At 63.5% G+C, this 23575-nt stretch carries 24 protein-coding genes and 1 other RNA gene; 13 read left to right on the top strand and 12 right to left on the bottom strand.

Annotation, left to right across the window (positions count from 1 at the left end):
* Positions 1–62 precede the first annotated feature (62 nt).
* The gene (locus tag VR863_RS09940) at positions 63–752 is read left to right on the top strand and encodes an aspartate/glutamate racemase family protein (protein ID WP_324828309.1); all 690 of its coding nucleotides are present in this window, start codon (positions 63–65) and stop codon (positions 750–752) included.
* A gap of 94 nt (positions 753–846) precedes the next feature.
* Here the strand turns inward: VR863_RS09940 and VR863_RS09935 are convergent, their stop codons facing one another.
* The 9 genes from VR863_RS09935 to VR863_RS09895 all read right to left on the bottom strand — a co-directional run bounded on the left by VR863_RS09935 (position 847) and on the right by VR863_RS09895 (position 9075).
* A complete protein-coding gene (locus VR863_RS09935; protein WP_324828308.1) occupies positions 847–1416 on the bottom strand; it encodes a fasciclin domain-containing protein in 570 nt (189 codons plus the stop codon).
* 93 nt (positions 1417–1509) lie between these two features.
* Positions 1510–2241, bottom strand: coding sequence for an anti-sigma factor (locus VR863_RS09930; protein ID WP_324828307.1), 732 nt, complete (start codon positions 2239–2241; stop codon positions 1510–1512).
* The gene (locus VR863_RS09925) at positions 2238–2804 is read right to left on the bottom strand and encodes a sigma-70 family RNA polymerase sigma factor (protein ID WP_324828306.1); all 567 of its coding nucleotides are present in this window, start codon (positions 2802–2804) and stop codon (positions 2238–2240) included. The genes VR863_RS09930 and VR863_RS09925 overlap by 4 nt, the downstream gene beginning before the upstream one ends.
* 25 nt (positions 2805–2829) lie before the next feature.
* Positions 2830–3603: an SDR family NAD(P)-dependent oxidoreductase gene (locus tag VR863_RS09920; RefSeq protein WP_324828305.1), complete on the bottom strand. Its 774-nt coding sequence runs from the start codon at positions 3601–3603 to the stop codon at positions 2830–2832.
* Positions 3604–3659: 56 nt separating this feature from the next.
* Positions 3660–4601 (bottom strand): cation diffusion facilitator family transporter, encoded by a 942-nt coding sequence (locus VR863_RS09915; RefSeq protein ID WP_324828304.1) that lies wholly within the window; start codon positions 4599–4601, stop codon positions 3660–3662.
* A 177-nt stretch (positions 4602–4778) separates the two neighbouring features.
* The gene (gene mtgA / locus VR863_RS09910) at positions 4779–5447 is read right to left on the bottom strand and encodes a monofunctional biosynthetic peptidoglycan transglycosylase (protein ID WP_324828303.1); all 669 of its coding nucleotides are present in this window, start codon (positions 5445–5447) and stop codon (positions 4779–4781) included.
* A 36-nt stretch (positions 5448–5483) separates the two neighbouring features.
* A complete protein-coding gene (locus tag VR863_RS09905) occupies positions 5484–7013 on the bottom strand; it encodes a M28 family peptidase (protein ID WP_324828302.1) in 1530 nt (509 codons plus the stop codon).
* A gap of 88 nt (positions 7014–7101) precedes the next feature.
* Positions 7102–7989 (bottom strand): RNA polymerase sigma factor RpoH, encoded by an 888-nt coding sequence (rpoH, locus tag VR863_RS09900; RefSeq protein ID WP_324829258.1) that lies wholly within the window; start codon positions 7987–7989, stop codon positions 7102–7104.
* 141 nt (positions 7990–8130) lie between these two features.
* Complete coding sequence (locus VR863_RS09895) at positions 8131–9075, bottom strand: RluA family pseudouridine synthase (RefSeq protein WP_324828301.1); 945 nt, start codon at positions 9073–9075, stop codon at positions 8131–8133.
* 16 nt (positions 9076–9091) lie between these two features.
* Here VR863_RS09895 and VR863_RS09890 point away from each other — a divergent pair, with 16 nt between their 5' ends.
* From VR863_RS09890 to VR863_RS09865, 6 genes are all read left to right on the top strand, one after another.
* A complete protein-coding gene (locus tag VR863_RS09890; RefSeq protein WP_324828300.1) occupies positions 9092–9487 on the top strand; it encodes a M67 family metallopeptidase in 396 nt (131 codons plus the stop codon).
* Positions 9488–9521: 34 nt separating this feature from the next.
* Positions 9522–10181 (top strand): histidine phosphotransferase family protein, encoded by a 660-nt coding sequence (locus VR863_RS09885; RefSeq protein ID WP_324828299.1) that lies wholly within the window; start codon positions 9522–9524, stop codon positions 10179–10181.
* Positions 10182–10249: 68 nt separating this feature from the next.
* Complete coding sequence (locus VR863_RS09880; RefSeq protein WP_324829257.1) at positions 10250–10885, top strand: N-acetylmuramoyl-L-alanine amidase; 636 nt, start codon at positions 10250–10252, stop codon at positions 10883–10885.
* A gap of 181 nt (positions 10886–11066) precedes the next feature.
* Positions 11067–11465: RNase P RNA component class A (rnpB, locus tag VR863_RS09875), an RNA gene on the top strand.
* 56 nt (positions 11466–11521) lie between these two features.
* Positions 11522–12310, top strand: coding sequence for a TspO-related membrane protein (locus tag VR863_RS09870; protein WP_324828298.1), 789 nt, complete (start codon positions 11522–11524; stop codon positions 12308–12310).
* Positions 12311–12392: 82 nt separating this feature from the next.
* A complete protein-coding gene (locus VR863_RS09865; RefSeq protein ID WP_324828297.1) occupies positions 12393–14435 on the top strand; it encodes a S46 family peptidase in 2043 nt (680 codons plus the stop codon).
* 54 nt (positions 14436–14489) lie between these two features.
* Here the strand turns inward: VR863_RS09865 and VR863_RS09860 are convergent, their stop codons facing one another.
* Positions 14490–15293: a metallophosphoesterase family protein gene (locus VR863_RS09860; protein ID WP_324828296.1), complete on the bottom strand. Its 804-nt coding sequence runs from the start codon at positions 15291–15293 to the stop codon at positions 14490–14492.
* 278 nt (positions 15294–15571) lie between these two features.
* On the opposite strand from VR863_RS09860, the gene VR863_RS09855 reads away from it, so the two are divergent.
* Positions 15572–16330, top strand: coding sequence for a TorF family putative porin (locus VR863_RS09855; protein ID WP_324828295.1), 759 nt, complete (start codon positions 15572–15574; stop codon positions 16328–16330).
* A gap of 48 nt (positions 16331–16378) precedes the next feature.
* Here the strand turns inward: VR863_RS09855 and VR863_RS09850 are convergent, their stop codons facing one another.
* The gene (locus VR863_RS09850; protein WP_434785007.1) at positions 16379–17071 is read right to left on the bottom strand and encodes an SIMPL domain-containing protein; all 693 of its coding nucleotides are present in this window, start codon (positions 17069–17071) and stop codon (positions 16379–16381) included.
* Between the two features lie 149 nt (positions 17072–17220).
* Between VR863_RS09850 and VR863_RS09845 the strand changes: the two genes are divergently transcribed.
* Positions 17221–17658, top strand: a complete 438-nt coding sequence (locus tag VR863_RS09845; protein WP_324828294.1) for a VOC family protein — start codon at positions 17221–17223, stop codon at positions 17656–17658.
* 10 nt (positions 17659–17668) lie between these two features.
* On the opposite strand, the gene nhaA is transcribed toward VR863_RS09845, so the two are convergent.
* A complete protein-coding gene (gene nhaA / locus VR863_RS09840) occupies positions 17669–18886 on the bottom strand; it encodes a Na+/H+ antiporter NhaA (RefSeq protein ID WP_324828293.1) in 1218 nt (405 codons plus the stop codon).
* An 82-nt stretch (positions 18887–18968) separates the two neighbouring features.
* Here nhaA and VR863_RS09835 point away from each other — a divergent pair, with 82 nt between their 5' ends.
* From VR863_RS09835 to VR863_RS09820, 4 genes are read left to right on the top strand one after another with little or no spacing between them, the layout of a single operon-like run.
* The gene (locus tag VR863_RS09835) at positions 18969–20363 is read left to right on the top strand and encodes a glycosyl transferase family protein (RefSeq protein ID WP_324828292.1); all 1395 of its coding nucleotides are present in this window, start codon (positions 18969–18971) and stop codon (positions 20361–20363) included.
* Complete coding sequence (locus VR863_RS09830; RefSeq protein WP_324828291.1) at positions 20363–21487, top strand: hypothetical protein; 1125 nt, start codon at positions 20363–20365, stop codon at positions 21485–21487. The genes VR863_RS09835 and VR863_RS09830 overlap by 1 nt, the downstream gene beginning before the upstream one ends.
* A gap of 46 nt (positions 21488–21533) precedes the next feature.
* The gene (locus tag VR863_RS09825) at positions 21534–22442 is read left to right on the top strand and encodes a sulfite exporter TauE/SafE family protein (protein WP_324828289.1); all 909 of its coding nucleotides are present in this window, start codon (positions 21534–21536) and stop codon (positions 22440–22442) included.
* A 5-nt stretch (positions 22443–22447) separates the two neighbouring features.
* Complete coding sequence (locus tag VR863_RS09820) at positions 22448–23191, top strand: TIGR02186 family protein (protein WP_324828288.1); 744 nt, start codon at positions 22448–22450, stop codon at positions 23189–23191.
* Positions 23192–23575: the final 384 nt, after the last annotated feature.

Raw genomic sequence — 23575 nt, 5'->3', positions numbered from 1 at the left:
AAGCAATTGCGCGCCGCGGAGATTCGTTTCCGTGGCGCGCAATTCTATGTAGGGGGCGGTTTATGAAAACGATCGGACTCATCGGTGGGATGAGCTGGGAAAGCTCGGTCCACTACTATCGCCTTATCAATCAGGGCGTTCGCGCGGCGCGGGGCGGAATAACTTCGGCCCCCCTGGTAATGCACAGCTTCGATTTTGCCGAAATCGCGGCCATGCAGACGCGCGGCGAGTGGGACGAACTGGGCGAAAAGCTGGCCGATGCCGCGCGCGGTCTGCACGATGCAGGCGCCGATGCGCTGCTGATCTGCACAAACACCATGCACAAGCTGGCGGACGAGGTGGAAGAAGCGTCCCCTGCCAGCCTTATCCATATCGGCGACCCGCTGGCCGATGGCGTGCTGGGCGCAGGCCATACCAGCGTCGGGTTGCTTGGCACGCGCTTTACCATGAACGAACCGTTCTACGCCGAACGCCTTGCCTCGCGCGGATTGGAGGTGGTGCTTCCCCAGCCCGAAGTGCGCGACGAGCTGAACCGTATCATTTTCGACGAACTGTGCGCTGGCCAGGTCAAGGACACCTCGCGCGCGTTCTATTGCGACGTGATTGCCGACATGGCGGATCGCGGAGCACAATCGGTCGCGCTGGCCTGCACTGAAATCATGCTGCTGGTGCAGCCGTGCGATGCCTGTCTGCCGACGTTCGACACCACCGAACTGCACGCGGCAGCGGCGGTGGATTTCGTCCTGACATAAGAAAAACCCCGCCCGGCCTACTGCGTGACCGGACGGGGCAGGGTGGTGCCGCCTTCGCGATGGGGAGGCTCCGACGGCACCGGGAAACGTGCGATCAGCCGGGCAGGAAGACGCCGTCGGTGACGTGGATCACGCCGTTGGTGGTCTTCACATCGGCCATGGTGACCTTGCTTTCACGGCCCGCGCCATCGGTAATGACGATGGTGTGTCCGTCGAAGCTGGCAGTCAGATTCTCGCCGGCCACCGTCTCGAAGCTGTAGCTGCCACCGTTGTTGCGGATTGCCTGCGAGAGAGCGGCTGCGGGCACACGTCCGGCAACCACGTGATAGGTCAGGATCGTGCTAAGCTGGCCCTTGTTGGCGGGCTGCAGAAGCGTGTCGACCGTTCCGGCGGGCAGGGCGGAAAAAGCATCGTCGGTCGGCGCGAACACGGTGAACGGGCCGGGCGAGCTGAGCGTATCGACAAGTCCTGCGGCCTGGACCGCGGCAACCAGCGTGCCGTGAACGCCCGTGCCCTGTGCGGCTTCGACGATGTTCGGCTGGGATTTTTCGGAATGCGCCTTGTGATTATGCGCCAGCGCGGGCGAACCGGCGGCGAGGGCGAATGTCCCCATCGCGGCGATGGATGCGAATGCTGCGGCCTTGAGAGTGTTCGAAATTGGCATTGGTAACTCCTCTTGTTTCACAAGCCCCGTCCTGCCTGTGCCAAGAGTTACGAAAGCCGGTTGCCTGCGGATGCAGGAACAGCGCAAAAAAAGTCAGATCGTGGCGAAACTTGCTTGGGCCACCACCGGTCCGGCGGCGCTGTCCTGGGGTTTTCCGCCCAGCGGTTCGCGCGTCAGCAGAAGCTTCGACCCGTCAGCCATGAACCGCGCAGCATCGAGCGGGACCGAATGCGCCTGCACCACGCCCGGGGTCACTACGCCGAGAGAGATCAGATCGCCTTCAGGCGGCACGAGCCAGATTTCGTGGTCGTGGACACCGTCTGCGGAAAGGCCAACGGCGGTGACCAGCAAACTGTGTGCATCGGGCAGGTAGGTCAGGTCCAGGCGCAGCGGCGTGCCTTCGATCGGCATGTTTGCGGCAAGCGGCGGCTGGGCAAGGCCGGGGCCGACCGCGATATTCGTCGGTTCGGGTGCGGGACCGTTGATCACCGGCAGCGCGAGGAAAGCCAGCGCGACGGCGGCAGCGGCGCTCAGCCCACCGGCCCATTGCCAGCGGCGCAGGCGGCGGTGCAATTCGGCGACTTCGGCTGTGCCGCGGTCCTTCTGCAGTTCCTCTTCGATCCGCGCCCACACATCTTCGCGCGGCACGCGCGGATGAATATCGTCCGCCAGCGGGGCCAGCCGGTCCTGCCACCGCATCACGTCAGCTGCAAAGGAAGGATCGGCGCCTTCGCGCACGCGGGCAGCCATCAGTTCCTCGCCTTCGAGCAGGCCAAGGGCGTATTCGGCTGCCAGAACTGCGTCGGGCCGTCTTTCGTCCGTCATTCGCCCGCCTCCATACAGGTCTTGAGTTTCGCGAGCCCCCGGCGAACCCAGCTCTTCATCGTGCCTAGCGGGACATCGGCGCGTTCGGCCAGCTGGGCATAGGTGTGCCCATCGAAGAACGCAGAACGGATGGCCTTGCGCGGCGCATCGTCCAGCGTGTCGAGACAGGTGTGGACCCGTGCATCACGTTCGCCGTCGATCAGCGCGGCTTCCGCCAGCGGAGCGTCATCCGCCAGAGGGGCCGCTTCGTCGACCGGCACCGATCCACCGCGCACCTTGCCGGTCCGCAGGCGGTCGATCGCACGGTTGCGCGCAAACGTGGCCAGCCACGAAATCGGGCTCGCGCGCTCCGGATCATACCGGTCGGCCCGGCGCCATAGAGTTAGGTAGACGTCCTGCAACGCGTCCTCGGCTTCCTTCTCATCGCCCAAGATACGATAGCAGATGCCAAATAGTTTCGCCGACGTGGCGCGATAGATATCTTCCAGCGCGTCCCGGTCACCCGATGCGAGGCGCGCAATGGCGGTCTTCAGCGTCTGCCTGGCGGAATCGGGATCATACATGGCGCCTCGGTACCTTCCTTGCCGCCTAGACGGTCGTCAACAGGCCGCCATCCGGCGTCAGCGCGCTGCCGGAGAAATAGCTGGCGTCGTCGGAACAGAGGAACGCGATCGTCTTCGCGATTTCTTCCGGTTCGCCGGCGCGGCGCTGGTGCACCCGGGGGATCATGGATTCGTCGACCGCCGCATCGCCGATGGCGTTGCGGATGCGCTGGTGCATGGGGGTTTTGACGAGACCGGGACAAACGATGTTCACCCGAATGCCTTGCGGCGCCAGTTCGGCGGAGGCCGAGCTGGTCAGGCCGACCTGCCCGTGCTTCGAGGCGACGTAGGCGGCAGCTCCGGGCGATCCGAGGAAGGAATTCACCGATCCCACGTTCACGATCGCACCGCCGTTTCCGGCAGCGAGCATGGCACGGGCTTCGTATTTGAGGCAGAGGAAGTTGCCCCTCAGGTTGATCCCGCACACGCGGTCCCAGTTTTCGTCCGGCATATCCACGATCATGCCGATGTCGCCTTCGACGCCGGCGTTGTTCACCGCGATATCGAGTTTGCCGAAGGTGGCGACTGCGTGGGCGACCATGGCCTGGACATCGTCCGAAACGGATACATCGGTGCGGATATGCGTGGCCTTGCCGCCGGCTGCGCGGATCGCATCCGCGTGCGCTGCAATTTCCTCTTCACGGCGCGCCGCGAGAACGACGGATGCGCCGCGTTCCGCAAGGAGGGTGGCCGTGGCGTAGCCGATGCCGCTGCTGGCCCCGGTGACGATTGCCACCTTGCCTTCGAAACTGCCTGACATTGCGCTGTCTCCCCGGATTCGCCCGCCGGATCAGCGGGATTGGCGAAGGCTAGGGTTCAGCAGTTCGTCGTGCAATGGCTATCGCGTTCGATCTGGATGGTCGCGTGACCGATACGGAAGCGATGGTCCAGTTCATGGCCGATATCGCGCAGGAACTGGTCGCCGGGATGGCCCCCCGGCACGACAAGATGGGTGGTCAGCGCGGTTTCGGTGGTGCTCATCGGCCAGATATGAAGGTCATGCACACCTTCCACTCCGGGCAGCCCGGCCAGGTAGCGGCGCACCTCGCGTTCGGAAATGCCGCGCGGCACGGCCAGCAGGCTCATCGCCACGCTGTCTTTCAGAAGACCCCAAGTGCCCCAGGCGATTACGGCGACAATCAGCAGGCTGACGGCAGGATCGATCCATTGCGCGCCCGTCACGATGATCGCGATGCCGGCCAGAACGACGCCGAGGCTGACCAGCGCATCGGCCGCCATGTGCAGGAATGCCCCGCGAATGTTCAAATCATCGTGCCGTCCGCGCATGAACAGCAGCGCGGTTCCGGCGTTGATCGCAATGCCGATCCCCGCGACGATCACCATGGTGCGGCCCTGCACGTCGGCGGGTTCGGACATGCGGTGGAGCGTTTCGAACAGGATCGCGGCGATGGCCACCAGCAGCAGGCCAGCGTTGGCCAAAGCCGCAAGAATGGTTGAGCTTTTGAAGCCGTAGGTGAAGCGGCCGTTAGGCTTGCGCTTGGCGGCCGCGCTTGCCCCCCACGCCAGAAGCAGGCTGAGCACATCGGACAGGTTGTGGCCAGCATCGGCGATGAGCGCCATCGACCCCGAAATCCAGCCATACGCGGCTTCGATGATGACAAAGCCGGTGTTCAGGATGATGCCGATCAGGAAGGCGCGACCAAAATCGGCAGGAGCGTGCGAATGGCCATGGGAATGGCCCTGGCCGTGCGCGTGGCCATCGTCATGACCGTGTCCGTGCGATTGCGCTTTATCCATCTCGAACCGGTGTGCCCTTCGGTATGTGCGTGTTCGGCCTTGCCCCTCCGGCTAGAACAGCTTTCTGCAAAGTCACAAGGAAAATATAGCAAAAACAGTTAGATATAGAATATCATATTTAGACATGATATAACATACATATTTGAATCGCGCGTGCAAGTGCCTGTTTGTCGGGCGCTATTCGTAAATGCAGCTGTCCAACCCGTCGCGGCTGACCGAACCGATACGCGCGGCGATGGTGTTGCCATGCCGGCGCAGCCAGCCGCCGGGGTTCACGACCGACCGTTCCTTGGGCTGGGGCAGGGCGGCGGCCATCCGTGCCGCTTCGGTCGGTGTCAGGCTGGCGGCGGATTTGTTGAAATACCGCTGCGCGCCGGCTTCGGCGCCATAGGTCCCGATCCCGGTTTCCGCGACGTTGAGGTAGACTTCCATGATCCGCCGCTTGCCCCAGATCTGTTCGATCAGGACGGTGAAATAGGCTTCCAGCCCCTTGCGGAAATATCCGCCCCCTTGCCACAGGAACACGTTCTTGGCCGTCTGCTGGCTGATCGTGGAGCCACCACGAATGCGGCCGCCCTGGGCGTTTCGTTCGATCGCTTTTTCGATCGCCTCGCGGTCGAAGCCGTCATGACTGCAGAACTTGCCGTCTTCCGCGGCGATCACGGCGCGCACCATATTGCGGTCGATGTTGGACAGCGATTCCCAGTTCTTGGTGATGCCGTTGCCATCCATCACCATCGTGGCGGTGACGGGGACGGGGACGAACTTGAACAACAGGACGAGCCCGAGGCTGAGGGCAAGAAACCCGACGAGGGCCTTGAACACGAACTTGGTGAACCGCTTCATGCAGCGGCCCTTAGCGGTTCGAAAAGCGGTTGGGAATCAGTCTGCGACGTATTTCGCCCGCAACGCGCTGTCGGGCTTCCATTGCGGCGTCTGCGGATCGTCGGCCACTTTCGCGACCAATTCGAGCCAGAAATCGTTGAACGTCCTGGCTGCGGTCCAGTCCATCAACTGGGCCGGATCGTCCTGCGGCTTGTGATACCCGGTGCGATACCAGTGCCGATAGATTTCCTCGCTCTTGCTGCCCGGCGCAAATCCGAAAGTGAAATTGAGGAACGGGATGCCCGCTTCCATGAACGGGCGGTGGTCCGTCCGCAGGATCAAGCGGCGCTCGGGCTCGGGATCATCCTGCAACACGAATCCGTGGCTGGACGCCAGCGCCGCCGCGTGATCCCCCAGCGTGGAATCGGTCCGTCCATGCGCGGTCAGGCGTTCCAGCGGGAAGATCGGGCGCAACTGATCGAGGTTGAGCGTGGCGACCACGCGATCGAGAGGAACCGTTGGATTTGCGACGAACCACCGTGATCCGTGGAGCCCCAGTTCCTCGCCGGTCCAGAAGCCGATCACGATCGAGCGCTTGAAGCCTTCGCCTTCGCGCATTTCGGCAAGCTTCAGCAGGAGGGCGACATAAGCGGCGTTGTCCAGTGTCCCGTTGTACAGGGCATCGCCTTCTATGGCCTGGCCGAACCCGTATCCGTCGAGATGGGCGCCGAGCACCAGCACCTCCTTCGCCAGAACCGGGTCGGTGCCCGGCAAGATGCCGATGACGTTGGGCGATGTGTACTGGCTCGTGCGGACAACCGTGCTCAGCCGAACCGTTCCACCATCGAGCGCCGGCAAGGCGTTCCCCGCCGCGCCTGCGGCAATCAGGGACTGGGCGTCATGACCGGGCAACAGCTTGCCGAGCGATTCCGCCTTGATCGTGATCGTCACGAAGGGATCGGCTTCGGGCACCTGCCCACGCGTCCAGACTTCCTTGTTATGGGCCCACGGCCATCGCGGTGGCTCCATCGTGAAGCCGGGATCGGCAATCTCGACAATACCCGCGGCGCCCGAGGCGTGAACGCCGTCCCATCGGGTGGCGGGATCGGGCAGATCGGGCTTGCGGGTGTTGTGGCAAACGACCAGCTTGCCCGCCACACCGGCCAGATCGTTGGCGCCGCAATACCCACGGTAGGCGAGCGTGTAGGTGGCGTGATCGGGAAGGCCCGGCTGGGCGTCGACCACGAATTCCGCAAGGTGGGAAAGTTCGCCCCCATCACCGCCCAAAGTGGCGTGGACCACCTCTATTTCATCAAGAGGGACGCGCTGAAACCACCCGCCATCGTCACCCATCGGGTCGAAGCCGAGGCTGGCCAGCTTGTCGGCAACGAAATGCGCGGCGTTTTCGTGACCGGGTGTTCCGGTGGCGCGTCCTTCGAAACCATCGCCGGAAATCTCGCTTGCCAGATCCCACCACGCCCGCGTTTCCGGATCGGACGGTTCGCCGTGGTGGTTGGCAGCCAGCAGCGGTAGGAAGGCGGCAACGACGGCGACACGGCTGGCACGCATGAAAAATCCCCCGACCATGATGGCCGGGGGACACTGAATGATTCGTCGATCAAGTCAATTGCAGGCGGCCATTGGCGGAGGCCATTGGCGCAGGCCGCTGTCCGGATCAGGCGACGCTTGGCATCAGCCTTTCGCCCGCGATGGCTTTCATCGCTTTCTGCAGCTTTTCGAATGCGCGCACTTCGATCTGGCGGATACGTTCGCGGCTGACATCATAGACCTGGCTCAATTCCTCGAGCGTCTGCGGGTCGTCGGTCAGACGGCGTTCGGTGAGGATGTGCTTCTCGCGCTCGTTCAAGCTGTCCATGGCCTCGACAAGCATGTCGTGGCGCACTTCGGCTTCTTCGGCTTCGGCAACCGTTTCGTCCTGCAAGGGGCGATCGTCGGTCAGCCAGTCCATCCATTCGCCCGAACCGTCTTCGCCATTGCGCATCGGCGTGTTGAGCGATCCGTCGCCCCCCATCATCATGCGGCGATTCATGTTGATCACTTCCTGCTCGGGCACGCCGAGGTCGGTCGCGATCTTCGCCACATCATCGGGATGCAGGTCGGTATCGTCGTAGGCTTCGAGCTGCTTCTTCATCCGGCGAAGGTTGAAGAACAGCTTCTTCTGCGCGGCGGTGGTGCCCATTTTCACGAGGGACCAGCTGCGCAGGATGAATTCCTGCATGCTCGCCTTGATCCACCACATGGCATAGGTGGCCAGACGGAAGCCGCGATCGGGTTCGAACTTCTTCACACCCTGCATCAGGCCCACGTTGCCTTCGGAAATGAGATCCGAAACCGGCAGGCCATAACCGCGGTAGCCCATGGCGATCTTGGCCACGAGTCGCAGGTGCGAGGTGACAAGCTGCGCGGCAGCATCGGGATCGTCATGCTCCGCGTACCGCTTGGCGAGCATGTATTCCTGCTCGGCCGTGAGGATGGGGAACTTCTTGATTTCGGAGAGATAGCGGTTGAGGCTCTGCTCACCGCCGAGCGCCGGTACGCTCATGGTTTTCTTGGTGCTCACGTTTTACCCTGACCTTTCTAGCGTCGACCGCGGCTGCCGGACCCCTGCTGGGCATCCGTCATTCGGGCCACTGGAGTTACTTATACCAAATTGCAGCCGAGACTGCACTGCATTTCATCGATTTCAACGAGCGGTTTGGTCGATAAGTTCCCGCATGTCGGCGGGCAATTCGGCGCGGAAATCCAAGCTTTCAGCGGTGATAGGATGTTTGAATCCCAGCCGTGCGGCATGAAGGGCCTGACGGCGAAAATCGAGCCGGTCGAGCAGCTCGCGAAGCGGCTTGGGTGTGCGTCCATAGACAGGGTCCCCCAATAGCGGATGACCGATTGACGCACAGTGAACGCGGACCTGGTGGGTGCGCCCGGTTTCAAGCCGACATTCGAGCAGCGTGGCGTTATCCAGGCGTTCGATCGTCTCGTAATGGGTGACGGCGTGCTTGCCGCGCGTCGAATCGTCGCGGAGCACGGCCATCTTCTTGCGATCCTTGTCGGATCGACCGATTCGTCCCGCAATCGTCCCCGACAGCGGGTTTGGCCGACCGGCACAAACCGCAAGATAGCGGCGGGTAATCGAATGATCGGCGAACTGCCGCGCCAGACCTTCGTGCGCGGCGTCCGATTTTGCCACCACCAGCAACCCGGAGGTGTCCTTGTCGATCCGGTGAACGATACCGGGACGGGCGACCCCGTTGATGCCCGACAGCTGCCCGCGGCAGTGATGCAGAAGGGCGTTGACCAGCGTGCCCTCCTGGTTGCCGGCGGCAGGGTGCACCACCATTCCGGCAGGCTTGTTGACCACGATCAGATGTTCGTCCTCGAACACGACGTCGAGCGGAATGTCCTGCGCCCGGGTGGTCAGCGGTTCGGGCGGGGGCAAGGCTATGCGGTAGCCGGTGCCTTCGTTGAACTTGGCCGAACCGCTGCTGGCGATGTTCTTGCCGATGGTAACCGCGCCATCGGCAATCAGCGTCTTGACCCGCTCACGCGAAAGGCCGGTTGCCTCGGCCAGCGATTTATCGAGGCGGCCGGTCGATTGCAGCGTTCCGGTGATGATTTCGGCTTCGTCCATGGTATGGCCATGCGCGATGGCACTCGAAGTCTCAAGCGCGGTGTTGGACACCCTTCTGGCAGAAGCCGGCAAAGCCCACCCGCGCGAATGCTGCGGAATGATGCTGGGCGATGCAAGCCGGATTGCCGGGATCGTGGCGGCCCGCAACGTGCATGACGATCCGCGCACCCATTTCGAAATCGACCCGCAGGCGCTGATCGATTGCCACCGCGCCGCTCGCACCGGTTCGCCCAAAGTCGTCGGCTATTACCATTCGCATCCCAACGGCCTTTGCGAACCGTCCGCCACCGATGCCGCCATGGCAGGGGGCGACGGGATGATATGGGCGATAGTCGCGGCAGGGCGAGTCACCTTCTGGCGTTCGGGGGATGCGGGTTTCGAACCGCTTCCCTATGAGGGCGCGGACCGCTAAGACCCCTCCTCACAAATCCAGTACCGGGAAATTCATGGACGACCGCCAATCGATCGACCTTGCCGCCATGCTTTGTTCGCGGCTTTGCCACGACATGCTCAGCCCTGTGGGCGCGCTGTCCAACGGGATCGAGCTTCTCACGCTCGAAACCGATCCGGAGATGCGCGCCAACGTGATGCAGCTGCTCGAACAGAGCGCGCGCATCAGCACCGACAAGCTCAAATTCTTCCGGCTGGCCTTCGGTGCGGCGGGGGGTTTTGGTGAACGCGTCGATATCGAGGAACCCAAGGCTCTCATCGAAGCGCTGATTGCCGACAAACCCGGCATCACGATCAACTGGGCACTGGCCGGTGCGAACCTGGCGAAGCCTGCCGTCAAGGTGCTGCTAAATTTCGCGCAGATCGGCATCGATTCGCTGGTGCGCGGTGGAACGCTGGATATCGGCGCCGAAATCCGCAACGGGGCGAGCGAGATCGTCGTGCGGGCTGCGGGCCCCAAGATCGCTTTCGACGACACCATCGGCAAGGCCCTCGATGGCAGCCTCGACCGTTCCGAGCTGTCCAGCCGGACCGCGGCGGCGCACATGATCGCGCTCCTCGCCGAAGAAAATGGTGGCGGGCTGCAATATGCGCGCACCGATGACGCGCTGGTTTTGGGCGCGGTGCTTCCCGAAAGCGGGGACTTGATCGGGTGAGCAAGGACGAGCTGGTCCACTGCGAACGCCTGTCGCCGAATTTCGACGACCGTGCGCTCCCGGTGGAAATGGTCGTTCTCCACTATACCGAAATGCTCGGGCCTGATGCCGCGCTCGAACGCATGTGCGATCCCGAAGCCAAGGTCAGCGCGCATTACCTGATTGCCGAAGACGGCACCGTCACGCGGCTGGTGCCCGAAGAAAAGCGCGCTTGGCATGCCGGGCTGTCCTATTGGCGTGGACACAAGGATGTGAATTCCGCCAGCATCGGCATCGAACTCGACCACCCCGGACATCTGCACGGCTATCGCCCCTTCAGCGAACCGCAGTTCGAAGCGCTGGTCCCGCTGCTGGCGCGCATAGTCAAGACGCACGACATTCCGCGGGCCAACGTCGTCGGTCATTCCGATGTGGCCCCGCTCCGCAAGATCGATCCGGGTGAACTTTTCCCCTGGGAACGGCTGGCCGAATACGGCCTTTGCCTGCCCAGCCCGAAAATCGAACTGGGCGATCCGTTCGACAATGACGGGGCATTCTACCTCGCGCTCGAACGCTATGGCTATGACATCACGGATGGGCACAAGGCGGTGGAAGCGTTCCAGCGCCGGTGGCGCCCCCGCAAGATCGATGGCGAGATCGACGGTGAAATTCGCGCGATCCTGTTCCAGCTGCTGCTCGACCGCGATCGGGGCACGACGCGATAGGGACTGGGATGGCGATGCCGGTTCGGTGGCACGCCTTCGGAACATTCGAATGGCTTCGCGGCGGTTTCGCGTTCGCCGTTTCACCGCAGCTTCATTGCCGGATGCGCGCGACAAATGCTTAGACCTGTCGGGTGCCGCTTATGCTTGGCGAAACGGGGCACGCGCACTATGTCCACGAGTGCCAGGGGGCCGGGCAGCCGCGGGATTTCGATTCCGAGGAAAGTCCGGGCTCCACGAAACAAGGGTGGCGGGTAACGCCCGCCGGGGGAAACCCCAGGGAAAGTGCCACAGAGAGCATACCGCCGATGGCTTCTTCGGAAGATCAGGCAAGGGTGAAAGGGTGCGGTAAGAGCGCACCGGGGCTTCGGCAACGCGGCCCGCATGGTAAACCCCACCCGGAGCAAGGCCGAATAGGGGCGGCGCGCCGCAAGGCAGGTGCGTTTCGCATCGACCGCCCGGGTTGGCTGCTCGAGCCAGGGAGCAATCCCTGGCCCAGACGAATGGCTGCCGCCGCGGATACGGTCCGGTCTTCGGATACCGTCTGCGGACACAGAACCCGGCTTACAGGCCCCCTGGCATTTTTCCACTGGTCCGATTGCGAAGGAACCGACGCCGCTGGCGCCTGTTCTGCCAGTCATGATCCAATCGCTCTATTCCGCCCGCAGCGCCCTGCAGCGGGCTGCCATCATCGTCGCCGTGATTATCCAGATCGGGGCGACCTTCCTGCCCCAGCTGGGATTGGGCGAACCGATCGGCCAACGTTCGGACAGCGTGCGGACCTTGATCACGCCGGCAGGCTGGGCCTTTGCCATCTGGGGGCCGTTGTTCCTCGGGTCCGCAATCTATGCGTTTTGGCAGGCATTTCCTGCGCAAAAGAGCAACGAACTGCTCGACAGGGTCGGATGGCTTTCGGTCGGCGCGCTGGCATCGCAGGGCATCTGGGCAATCTACACCCAGTTTGCCAATCTGACGGCCATTTCAGCCCTGATCATCGCCTTCTCGCTCGCCTGTCTGCTGGCCATCATTCGTATCCTCGTGACCTTCGAACGCGCGTTCACCGGGGCGGAACGATGGATCGTCGGCCTGACGTTCAGCGCACTGGCGGCGTGGCTGACCGCAGCGACCATCGTGAACGTTTCGGCGACGCTGGCCTATTACGGTCTCGGCGGTGACGGCGCGTATCCTCTGGTCGCCGCGGCCATCGTGCTGACAGGCGGTATCATTGCCGCTTTTGCGGTTGCGCGCAGCCAGGGAAACCCGTGGTTTGCGGCGGTTTTCGCCTGGGCCCTGCTGGCGATATTCATGCGCGGCGGGCAGGCAAGCGTGGCCATTGCCGCCGCCTGCGTGGTTTCGGGCGTGCTGGTCCTGTCGGCCACTTTCCTGAGCCTGCGATATCCGGCGGCCCGCAGCCGCTGGATCGGCTGAGGAAAGCGCGCTCAAAGCACTGGACATTGCCGGTGATGTCGCGGAGATCGCTGGCGAATTTACCCAAGGAGTCGCAAGGGTCATGAACCGCAAATCCGTCTATCTATCCGCTGCGCTGCTCGCGCTTCCCGCCACCGCTGCCCGCGCCGATGAAGGCATGTGGACGTTCGACGGTTTCCCCGCTGAACGGATGGAGGCCGCCTATGGCTGGGCGCCGGACCAGGCGTGGCTCGACAAGGTGCAGGCTGCTGCCGTGCGCCTTACCGGCGGTTGTTCGGCCAGCTTCGTTTCCTCCGATGGCCTGATCCTCACCAACCACCATTGCATCGCCAGCTGCCTGTTCGACAATTCGAGCGCGCAAATGGACTACCTCAACGACGGGTACGTCGCCCAGCGCCGCGATCTGGAGCTGAAGTGCCCCGGCCAGCAGGCCGAAGTGGTCACGGCGATCACCGACGTTACCGATACCGTGAAAGGCGCCTTTGCCGGTCTTGCCGGCGAAGCGCTGACCAAGGCGCGCGATGCCAGGATCGCCGAACTCGAAAAGGCCGGATGCACCGACACCGCGACCATGCGCTGCCAGGTCGTCACCCTGTTCGGGGGCGGCCAGTACAAGCTGTATACGTACCGCAAGTATTCGGATGTTCGCCTTGCCTGGGCGCCGGAAGATCGTGCGGCCACCTTCGGCGGGGACCCCGACAATTTCAATTTCCCCCGCTATTCGATGGATGCCAGCTTCCTGCGCGCTTACGAAAACGGGAAGCCGGTTTCGACGCCCGGGCATCTGAAATGGAACCCGCGCGCGCCGCAGGAAGGCGAAGCGACCTTCGTTGTCGGCAACCCCGGCTCCACCAGCCGCCTCTACACCCAGAGCCAGCTGGCGTTCGAGCGCGAGGTGCGCCTTCCGGTGACGCTCACGACGCTGTCCGAACTGCGTGGCCGGTTGATCCAGGCCATGGACGAAAGCCCGGAAAAGGAGCGCGAAGGACTCGATACGCTGAACGGCATCGAAAACAGCCTCAAGGTCTATATCGGCCGCACCAAAGCGCTGAACGATCCGGCCTTCACCGACACGCTGGCCGCCGCCGAGGCCGAACTGCGCGAACGCAGCACGAGCGACGCGGCGCTGGGCGATCCGTGGGCGGATTTGGAACAGGCGGTTGGTGCCTATCGCGCGCTTTACCTGCCGTATCGCTTTACCGCGCCTTCGGGCGACCTGTTCGGCTATGCGCAGACGCTCGTCTACGCGGCGCAGGAACGCACCAAGCCCAATGGCGAACGGCTGCGCGGCTTTACCGACAGCGCGCTGCCGCTGACGGAAAAGCGCTTGCTCGACGAACGGCCGGTTTACCCCTGGCTGGACGAAATGATGATGGGCTGGAGCCTGTCCAAGGCGCGCGAATATCTTGGCGTGGACGATCCCGACAGCAAGTTGCTTCTGGGCAAGGAAAGCCCCGAACAGTTGGCCGAGCGGCTGGTGAGCCAGACGCAATTGGCCGACCCGGTGGTGCGCAAGGCGCTGTGGGAAGGCGGTATCGCCGCGATCGAGGCATCAGGCGATCCGATGATCCAGTACGCGCTGCGCCTGTCCCAGCGCCAACGCGACCTGCAGCAGCAGGTTGACGAAGCCTACGCCGGACCGCTGGCAATCGCCGGCGGAAAGCTGGCCGATGCGCGTTTCGCTGCGTATGGCGACAGCCTCTACCCGGATGCGACGTTCACCCTGCGTATTTCGTACGGCCAGGTTAAAGGCTGGGAAGAGCGCGGCCAGCAGGTGCCTTTCATGACCACTCTGGGCGGTACGTTCGAACGTGCCACCGGCAACGCGCCGTTCGATGTCGCATCGGGTTTCGCTGCCAATGAAACGGCGATCGACAAGACTGCCGCCTATGACTTCGTGACCACCAACGACATCATCGGAGGCAATTCGGGTTCGCCCGTGATCGACCGGAATGCAACCGTCATCGGGGCTGCCTTCGACGGCAACATCCATTCGCTCGGCGGCAATTACGGGTATGACGGCACGCTCAACCGCACCGTCGTGGTGTCGACCGATGCCGTGCAGGAAGCGCTGGAAACGATCTATCCCGCGCCTGCCCTGGTCAAGGAACTGGCTGGCCACTGATCGGCCTGAATGCGGGTACCGGGCAACACGCCCGGTGCCCGCAACGGGTTCGTGTCAGGTAAGGTCGGACAGTTCGACCGCGATTGCGCCGTCGGTTTCGACCGCCTGGATTATCCGCCGATCCGCCCCTTCGAGGACGAGAGCGCTGAGGCGCCCGGTCCGGAAGGCGCCGGTATCGATACCGATCCGGTGATCGGTGCTTTCGATGCCTTCGAAAATCGTATGGCCGTGGACGACCACGTGGCTGAAGGGTTCGGTGTGCTTCAGGAAGCGTTCGCGAATCCAGCGCAGGTCCGCCTGCTTCTGGTCTTCGAGAGAGTTCCTGGGGTTGAGCCCTGCGTGGACGAACACGTAATCGCCCGCCACCACCATGTCTTCAAAGCCATTCAGGAACAGCCGGTCTTCTTCGGGGATCAGGTCGTGCAGTTCGGCCTGGAGCGCCTTGATCGTCAGCTCGTTGTACCGCTTGCGCTTGATCCCGTAGCTGAGGATCGTTTCGCGTCCGCCATGCTTGACGAAATGGCGCAGCATTTCCTTGTCTTCGAAACTCTCGAGGAACATTTCCTCGTGATTGCCGGCGATGTATCGAACCTTGCGCTGCCGGCCCCAGTCGCGCGCCCGGTCGATCACGCCGGCGCTTTCGGGTCCGCGATCGATCAGGTCGCCCAGCAGCACCACGGTGGTCTGGGCCGCGGGGCTGCGCGCGTCATCCGCCTCGATTTCTTCGACAAGCGCATCGAACAGGTCGAGCCGGCCGTGGATATCCCCGACCACGTAATACCGTTCGCCGTCCGGAACGCGCGCAATGCGACGTTCGGCGGGCCTTTCCTTGAACAACTGGCGGAGGGAACGAAGCATCGGTCGGCGAACTCTGGCGAATGTCGGATGGGGGCGTTTTCTGAACTGTTTCAGAAATAGGGAGTGAAGCGGTGTTGGACAACTCTTGCGTCGGCTCGCCATGTTGCAGTTGCGAAAACATCACAGCTTTTGCTGCATAAGCGAAAAGTTGGGCTGCGTATCTTGCGCTATGGGCGGGTTGTCGGCACTAATGTTTCCGTATCCGGACGAGGAGCCATCCAAACAGGCCCCGCAGGATTCGCAGGTGGGACGAAGCGATACTCGAACAGGAGTTTGTAATGCGCACGTCCTTTCGCGGCCTCATGGCCGCTTCGCTCGCTACGGCGAGCCTTCTTTCCGCAACACCCGTACTGGCTCAGGACGAAGGTGAAGACGATGGCATCGATGGCGTAACCATCTCGGCCAACGTCGCCCTCACCACGGATTACCGTTTCCGAGGTGTTTCGCTTTCCGGCGGCGATCCGGCACTTCAGGGCGGCTTCGATGTCGCTCACGAAAGTGGCTTCTACGTCGGCACCTGGGCCTCCTCGATCAAGGGTGGCCCTGCCTATGGCGATATGGAACTGGATCTCTACGCCGGCTGGGGTGGCAACATCACCGATGCCGTCAGCGTCGATGTCGGCATTCTGTATTACCTCTATCCGTCCGAGGATCTGGGTCTCGATACCGATTACTGGGAGCCTTACGCTTCGCTGGGCTTCAACCTCGGTCCGGCGGAAGCCACGGTCGGCGTTGCCTATGCCTTCGAACAGGATTCGCTGGGCGGGGACGACAATCTCTACGTCTACACCGACCTCGGCTTCGGACTTCCCAACACGCCCATCACGCTGAACGGCCATCTCGGCTACACCGATGGTGCGCTTGCCCCGCCGCTGCTGGCGGGCACGGGCGACGATACCGGCATCGACTGGTCGATCGGCGCTTCGGTCGCCAAGGGCAATTTCGAAGTCGGCGTTTCGTACGTCGGGGTCGACGGACCTTCGATCGACGGGTTCACCGACGATGCAATCGTGGGCACGATCACCGCCAGCTTCTAAAATACCAGCCGGGCTGGGGGCGGGCTTTGTCTCGCCCCCGACTCCGGATCAATCCAGTGCGAAATCCACTGTGGTGACCACACGCACTTTCTTGAAAGGCGTGTCACCGACGCCCCATCCGCCGGCCTCGCCGTCGCGGGCATCGATCGAAAAATACCCCTGGGTCGCGTTGCGAATGCCGCCAACCGACGCACCGCTGTCCTGGGCGAACTGCTCTGCGGACGCGCGGGCATCGCGCGTCGCTTCGGCCACCATCGCAGGCTTGATCGCGTTCAGTCCGGTAAACGTATAGGTCATCCCCGAACCATCATCGAGCACGACACCGCGCCGCACCAGTTCAACCTGGCGGCGCACCGCTTCCTGCGCGCGTGCGATATCCGTCGTGCGCAGGACCATGCGCTGGCGAACGGTGTATCGGGTAATGCCGTCGTTGGTGTAGCTGGATACATCGACCCCGGCCGGCGTCAACGCCGTGTCGGGAAAGCCGAGTTGCTTGAAATAGGTGCGAAGCGATGCTGCATCCCGGTCGGCTGCGGACTGGGCACCGGCAAGATCGCCTGCAATGCCGGAATAGGAAACCGTCCAGGTGGCGAGATCGGCCACCACTTCGCGTTCGGCCAGCCCGCGAACGGTCACGCTGCGTTCGGAAGCCTTCATGCGGACCAAGCCGTCGCCCATGACGAAGCCGCCCACCATGATGCCCACGGAAATGATCGCGGCGCTGCCCAGCCACCGGCGCATGGCCGAATTGCCGGAAGGGCCATCCATCGCGGCGGTTTCATCGGCAGGAATTTGTGGCATTATCGGCTCCTCTCGTGTCTCCCGTGTGAGCTGATAAATTGATCTACGCGCGATGAACCGTGCTTGAATAGCGATGAATGGAGTTTCTGTTGACCAAGTACCTGCACACCATGATCCGGGTTTCCGACCCGGACGCCGCGGTAGCCTTCTTCAAACTGATCGGGGTGGAGGAAGTGCGCCGCTTCGACAGCGAGCAGGGGCGCTTCACCCTGATATTCCTTGCGGCGCCGGGCCAGGAAAACATTGCCGAGGTAGAGCTGACCTACAATTGGCCCCCCGAAGACGGAAGCGAAGCCGAAGAATACAGCGGCGGGCGCAATTTCGGCCATCTGGCCTACCGGGTCGAGAATATCTACGAGACCTGCCAGCGGCTGGCCGATGCGGGCGTGACCATCAACCGCCCACCGCGCGACGGGCACATGGCCTTCGTGCGCACACCCGACGGCATTTCCATCGAACTGCTGCAGGACGGTTATCTCGAGCCGTGCGAACCGTGGGCCAGCATGGAAAACACCGGCAGCTGGTAAGGGTCGCCGCCTAGTCGATGTAGGGCGATTTCGCGTCGTCGGGATGGGTCGTGGTCATCCGCAGGATCAAGAACCCGACGATCGCGGAAATCAGCGAACCCATGAGAGTGCCGATCTTGGCCTCGTCGATCAGTTCGCGCGATCCGGGGAACGCCAGCTCGCCGATGAACAGCGACATGGTGAAACCGATGCCGCACAGGATCGATACGCCCCATACCTCGGGCCAGGTCGCGGTATCGGGCCGCAGGGCAAAACCGGATTTTTCCGCGCCCCAGATGGCAGCAAAGATGCCCACCTGCTTGCCCAGGAACAGGCCGGCTGCGATCGCGATCGGCAGCGGGGCCAGCAGTCCGTCGAGGCCCATGGACGAGAAATCCACCCCGGCGTTGGCGAACCCGAAAACCGGTACGATGAGATAGGCGCTCCATGGAGCAAGCGAATGTTCCATCCGCTCGACCATGGTTTCATCATCCTTGCCGATCATCGGGATGGTCAGCGCGGCGACAACCCCGGCGATGGTCGCGTGGACGCCCGAATTCAGCACGAAGAACCACAGCAGCAAAGCCAGCGCGATGAACGGCCAGTACTGCTTCACGCGCAACCGGTTCATCGCATACATCAGTCCGGCGACGACAGCCGCGGCAGCAAGGAAGCCGACCTTGAGGTTGGCGGTATAGAACACCGCGATCACCAGCACCGCGCCGATATCATCGACGATGGCCACGGTCAGCAGGAACAGCCGGAGCGAAGCGGGGACGCGGTTACCCAATAGGCCCAGCACGCCCATGGCGAAGGCGATGTCGGTTGCGGCGGGAATGGCCCATCCGCGCATCAGTTCGGGCGAATTTTCCGCCTGCACGAAGAACACGTAGATCGCGGCGGGAACCGCCATCCCCGCAATGGCGGCCAGCACGGGCAGCCGGCGCTGCGCGGGCGATGACAACTGGCCTTCGATCCATTCGCGCTTCACTTCCAGCCCGACGACGAAGAAGAAGATCGCCATTAATCCGTCGTTGATCCACAGGTGCAGCGTGTTCAGCTTGAACAGTTCAGGTGAAAACAACGCGCCGTGAAAAAGCGAATGATATTCCTCGTGCAGCGGCGAATTGGCCGCCAGCATCGCCGCGGCCGCGACCAGTATGAGGAGGATGCCAGCAGACGCATCGCTCACGAAAAGCGCGCGTACCGGGGCAAAGACGAGGCGGAAAGCAGATGGGCGTTCAGTCATGGCCGGTGCTCTCTTTCGCAATCTTGCGCACGTTGCAAGGGCAGTGTCGTCTCGCTACAAGTCCGGCCAAGGGGAAACGCACTTGGTCGCAAGCCAATATACTGTCGCGCAATGGTTTTTGCTCGGCCATCACGAACTGCTGTTGTTCACAGCGGCCTTCTTCGCGGTCGGTGTTCTCGACGAATTCGCGATGGATATGCTCTACGCCTGGTTCCGTATCGGCAAGGGCGCCCGAACGCCCCGACTGGAAGATGACCGCGGCGTGGGACCTGCCAACCTCGCGGGGATCGCCGCCGTGTTCATTCCCGCATGGCGCGAAGCGGCGGTTATCGGGCCAACGGTTTCGCACATGCTGTCTGTCTGGCCGCAGGACGAACTGCGCATTTACGTGGGCTGCTATCGGAACGATCCCCAGACGATGGCTTCCGCGCTGGCGGCGGCGCGCGGGGATGATCGCGTAAGACTGGTAATTCACGGCGCCGATGGCCCCACAAGCAAGGCGGATTGCCTCAATCGCCTGTATGCGGCCTTGCGCGATGACGAAGCGCGCGCTGGCACCGAGGCGCGCATGGTCGTGCTTCATGACGCCGAAGACATGGTCGATCCGGCGGCCCTGGCCCTGCTGGACCGGGCCATGTGGGGCGCCGATTTCGCGCAGTTGCCCGTCATGGCCCTGCCGCAACGCACCTCGGGCTGGATCGGCAGCCACTATTCCGACGAATTCGCCGAATCCCACGCCAAGGCGATGGTCGTGCGTGACGCGCTGGGTGCCGCGATACCCGGCGCCGGCGTGGGCTGTGCGATTGCGCGGCAAATGCTGGCCCGGTTCGGCCCCGAACCCTTTGCGCGGGAATCGCTGACCGAAGATTACGAGCTGGGACTGCGCGTTGCCGCGCTGGGCGGGCATGGCCGTTTCCTGCGCTGCCGCAGCAGCGATGGCCGCCTTGTCGCCACGCGCGCCTTCTTCCCCGCCCAACTGGACGAAGCGGTCCGCCAGAAGACGCGCTGGATGCACGGTATTGCCTTGCAAGGTTGGGACCGGCTGGGCTGGCGCGGATCGGCCGCGGATCTGTGGATGCAGTTGCGCGATCGGCGCGGGCCGCTCGCGGCGATCCTGCTCGTACTGGCCTATGCGCTTGTCCTGGTAACGGCAGCCGTCTGGTTGTTCGCGAGCGTCGGCCTGGTCGAACCGCCCACGCTCACGCCGACATTGCAGATATTGCTGGCGATCAATCTCGGCGGCCTGCTCTGGCGCACCATCATGCGCGGGCTGTTTACGGCGCGCGAGTTCGGCTGGCGCGAAGGGGTGAGGGCGCTGCCGCGCGTGATCATATCCAACATCATCGCGATCATGGCGGGCCGCCGCGCGGTTCTCGCCTATTGCCGCACGCTACGCGGTGCCCCGGTCGTGTGGGACAAGACCGACCACCGCGATCATCCGGTCTTTGCCCTCGCACCGGTGCAGGTGCGCGCGTGATGCATTCCGGAAGCCGCGAGCGGCGAGGCCAGCCGATCCTGTTCCTCGGCCTGCTGTTGGCAGGCTGGATGCTGTTCCGTGTCGTGACCTGGGAAACGCCGTGGCCTTTGGCAAGCGGGGCCACCAGCCTGGCGCAGGCTCTCGGCACGCCGCAGGTTCGGGCGCCAGATACCACCCATCCGCGTGCTGACAGGGGGCAGGGCGAGGCCGCAGCGCAGGGTAGTGATTGGCCTGCACCCATGGTCGCGGCAGCACCTGAACGCACGCTTTTGTCTGCGCCGCCCAGCGCTCGCGGTGCGGCGGAAGATCAGGATTTCGCATCCGACCGGCGCGCGTTCGGCCACAATCTGTTGTGGATTGCGGGAATGGCCAACCTGCCGATGCCGCGCAGCGTGGCAAGCTGGTTGGACAACGGTCCTGTTGTTGCCGCGCAGGTTCCCGCCCATCCGCCACGCGCCAATTCCCGGACAACGCCCTGGCGGATCGACGCGTGGCTCATGCTGCGCGAGGGGGCATCGCCGGCTCCGGGCGGGGGAATTCGCCCGGCAAGCTATGGCGCCAGTCAGGCAGGCGCGGTGATCGCCTATCGGCTGGCCCCATCCAGCCGCCGCGATCCGGCAGCCTATGCCCGCGCGGCCAAGGCCCTTGTCACCGACGGGGAAAGCGAGGCCGCGTTCGGCTTGCGCGCACGTCCGCTGGCAGGATTGCCGATCGTGGCCCATGCCGAAATGAGGATTGTACGGGTTTCGGGCGAGACGACGCTTCGCCCGGCCGCATTTCTCAGCGGCGGCGTCGACGACGCCCGCCTTCCGCTCGGCCTAACCGCCAGCGGGTACGCCCAGGCAGGCTATGTGGGCGGAAAATTCGCCACACCGTTCGCCGATGGCGCGTTGAGGGTGGAACGCGAGTTGGCGCAATTCGATCTCGCCAAGGTCAGCGCCGGAGCCGGCGCGTGGGGCGGGGCCCAGCGCGATGCGGTGCGGGTGGACGTGGGGCCGACTGCGGGCGTTTGTTTGATCATCGGGGATACGCCGGCGCGCATTTCGGCGGACTACCGGATCCGCGTGGCGGGCAATGCCGCGCCCGCATCAGGGGCCGCGATCACGCTTTCAACCGGCTTCTGACACGGTTCAGCTTTTATCATGGCTGGCGGTGGGATAGGGCGGCGTAATGGACGTCTACCTCCCCATCGCAAACCTGTCGGTGAACGGGCTGTGGATTGTCCTGTTGGGCGGGCTGACGGGTATCCTGTCGGGCCTGTTCGGTGTGGGCGGCGGCTTCCTGACCACGCCGCTTCTCATCTTTTACGGCGTGCCGCCCACGGTGGCCGCTGCCTCCGCTTCGACACAGGTCACCGGTGCCAGCGTAACGGGCGTGATCGCGCACAGCGGCCGGCGCGGGGTCGATTATCGCATGGGCGCGGTCATGGTCGCGGGCGGCGTTCTGGGGTCGGGCGTCGGGGCGGTGCTGTTCCGGTTTTTCCGGTCGATCGGCCAGATCGATGTCGTGATCAGTGCGCTGTACGTGGTCTTGCTGGGGACCATCGGGCTGCTGATGGCCAAGGAATCGATGCAGGTGCTGCGCGGGGGCGGAGCGGGCAAGCAGGCCCCGCGCCGTCGACACCACCCGTTGGTCGCCAGCCTGCCGATGCGCTGGCGGTTCTACCGGTCCGGCCTGTATATATCGCCGCTGGCGCCGTTGATCGTGGGCGTTGTGGTGGGCATCCTGACGATGCTGATGGGCGTCGGCGGGGGCTTCATCCTCGTTCCGGCCATGCTGTACATACTCGGCATGAGCGCCAACGTCGTCGTGGGCACCAGCCTGTTCAATATCCTGTTCGTCACGATGGCAACCACGATGATGCATTCGCTGACCACGAAGGCGGTCGATATCGTGCTGGTGTTCCTGCTGCTGATCGGTTCGGTCACGGGTGCACAGATCGGTTCGCAGATTGCGGTCAGGGCCAAGCCGGAAATTCTGCGCCTGATCCTGGCCGCCACCGTGCTGATCATCGCGTTCCGCATGTTCCTCGGGTTGTTCTATCAACCGGACGAAATCTACACGTTGTATCCGCTGTGAGAGCGATGCTTCTCCTCCTGTTCGCCTTTGCGCTGATGGGCCAGCGCGACCCGATCCTGGTGCCCGACGTCAGCCAGCACGAAGTGCAGGTACGGCAGGGATTTACCGGAACCGAACTGCTGTTGTTCGGCGCCATTCTCGACCCGGCGGGGCGCGCAGCGGGCAACGAATACGATATCGTGGTGGTCCTCAAGGGCCCGTCCGAACCCGTTCGACTGCGCGAGAAGGAGCGTTTCCTTGGCGTGTGGGTCAATGCGGAGAACACCGACTTCCGATCGGTCCCGTCCTTCTTCGCCGTCGCATCCTCGAGGCCGGTTTCCGACATCGTCGACGACAAGACCGCCGCGATTTATGAATTCGGCACCGATTACATCCAGCTGAGCCCGAGCGGAGTGATCGACACGGAAGAACAGGCCCGGTTCGCAGCCGGTCTGGTGGACCTGAAGACCCGGCAGGACCTTTACAGCCAGGATTTCGAAGGGGTCCAGATCAGCGAACAGGTCCTCTACCAGGCCCGTATCCTGCTGCCATCCAACGTGACCACGGGAACCTATACCGCGGAAACCTTTGCCGTCAGCCGGGGCCGCGTAATTGCGTCTGCCCAGGCCGAAGTCGAAGTCAAAAAGGTCGGTTTCGAAAAGATCGTGACCGACTATTCGCAGGAATGGTCGCTCGTCTACGGGCTGCTGGCGGTGATGCTCTCGGTGGGCATGGGATGGGCTGCCGGGCGCTTGTTCGCGCTGATCTGACGGGGCCCGCGCCACCTTATCGTTGACCGGATTTTAACCGCTTTCGGGCAGGAACCATGGGCGTGCGCAGTGTGCGACGAACATAGGGGCCGAGCCGAACCGATGACCGATATGGGCAATCCGAATTTCCGCACTTTCGATCCGTCCAAGGAGGCCGGGGCCGAACCGCCGCAGCCGCGCGGCAATTCCCTGCGCGATCGCATCCGTCGCAGCGAACAGGGCAGCAGCCCCCAACCGGCTGTCTCGCGTTCCGGATACGTCCACAACCCCGAATTTACCGCCAGCCCCGAACCCGTCGCCGGACCGGCGCCTGAACCCGTAGCTGACCTCCGCGCGCCCGAACCCGCCCCGCGCGAGGAAACGGTCCCTGCACCGCAGGCCGCG

The sequence above is a fragment of the Qipengyuania zhejiangensis genome (assembly GCF_035607565.1).
GTDB classification, from domain to species: Bacteria; Pseudomonadota; Alphaproteobacteria; order Sphingomonadales; family Sphingomonadaceae; genus Qipengyuania; species Qipengyuania zhejiangensis.
The sequence above is the reverse complement of the archived record's forward strand: the minus strand, read 5'-3'. Positions and strand labels throughout refer to the sequence as shown.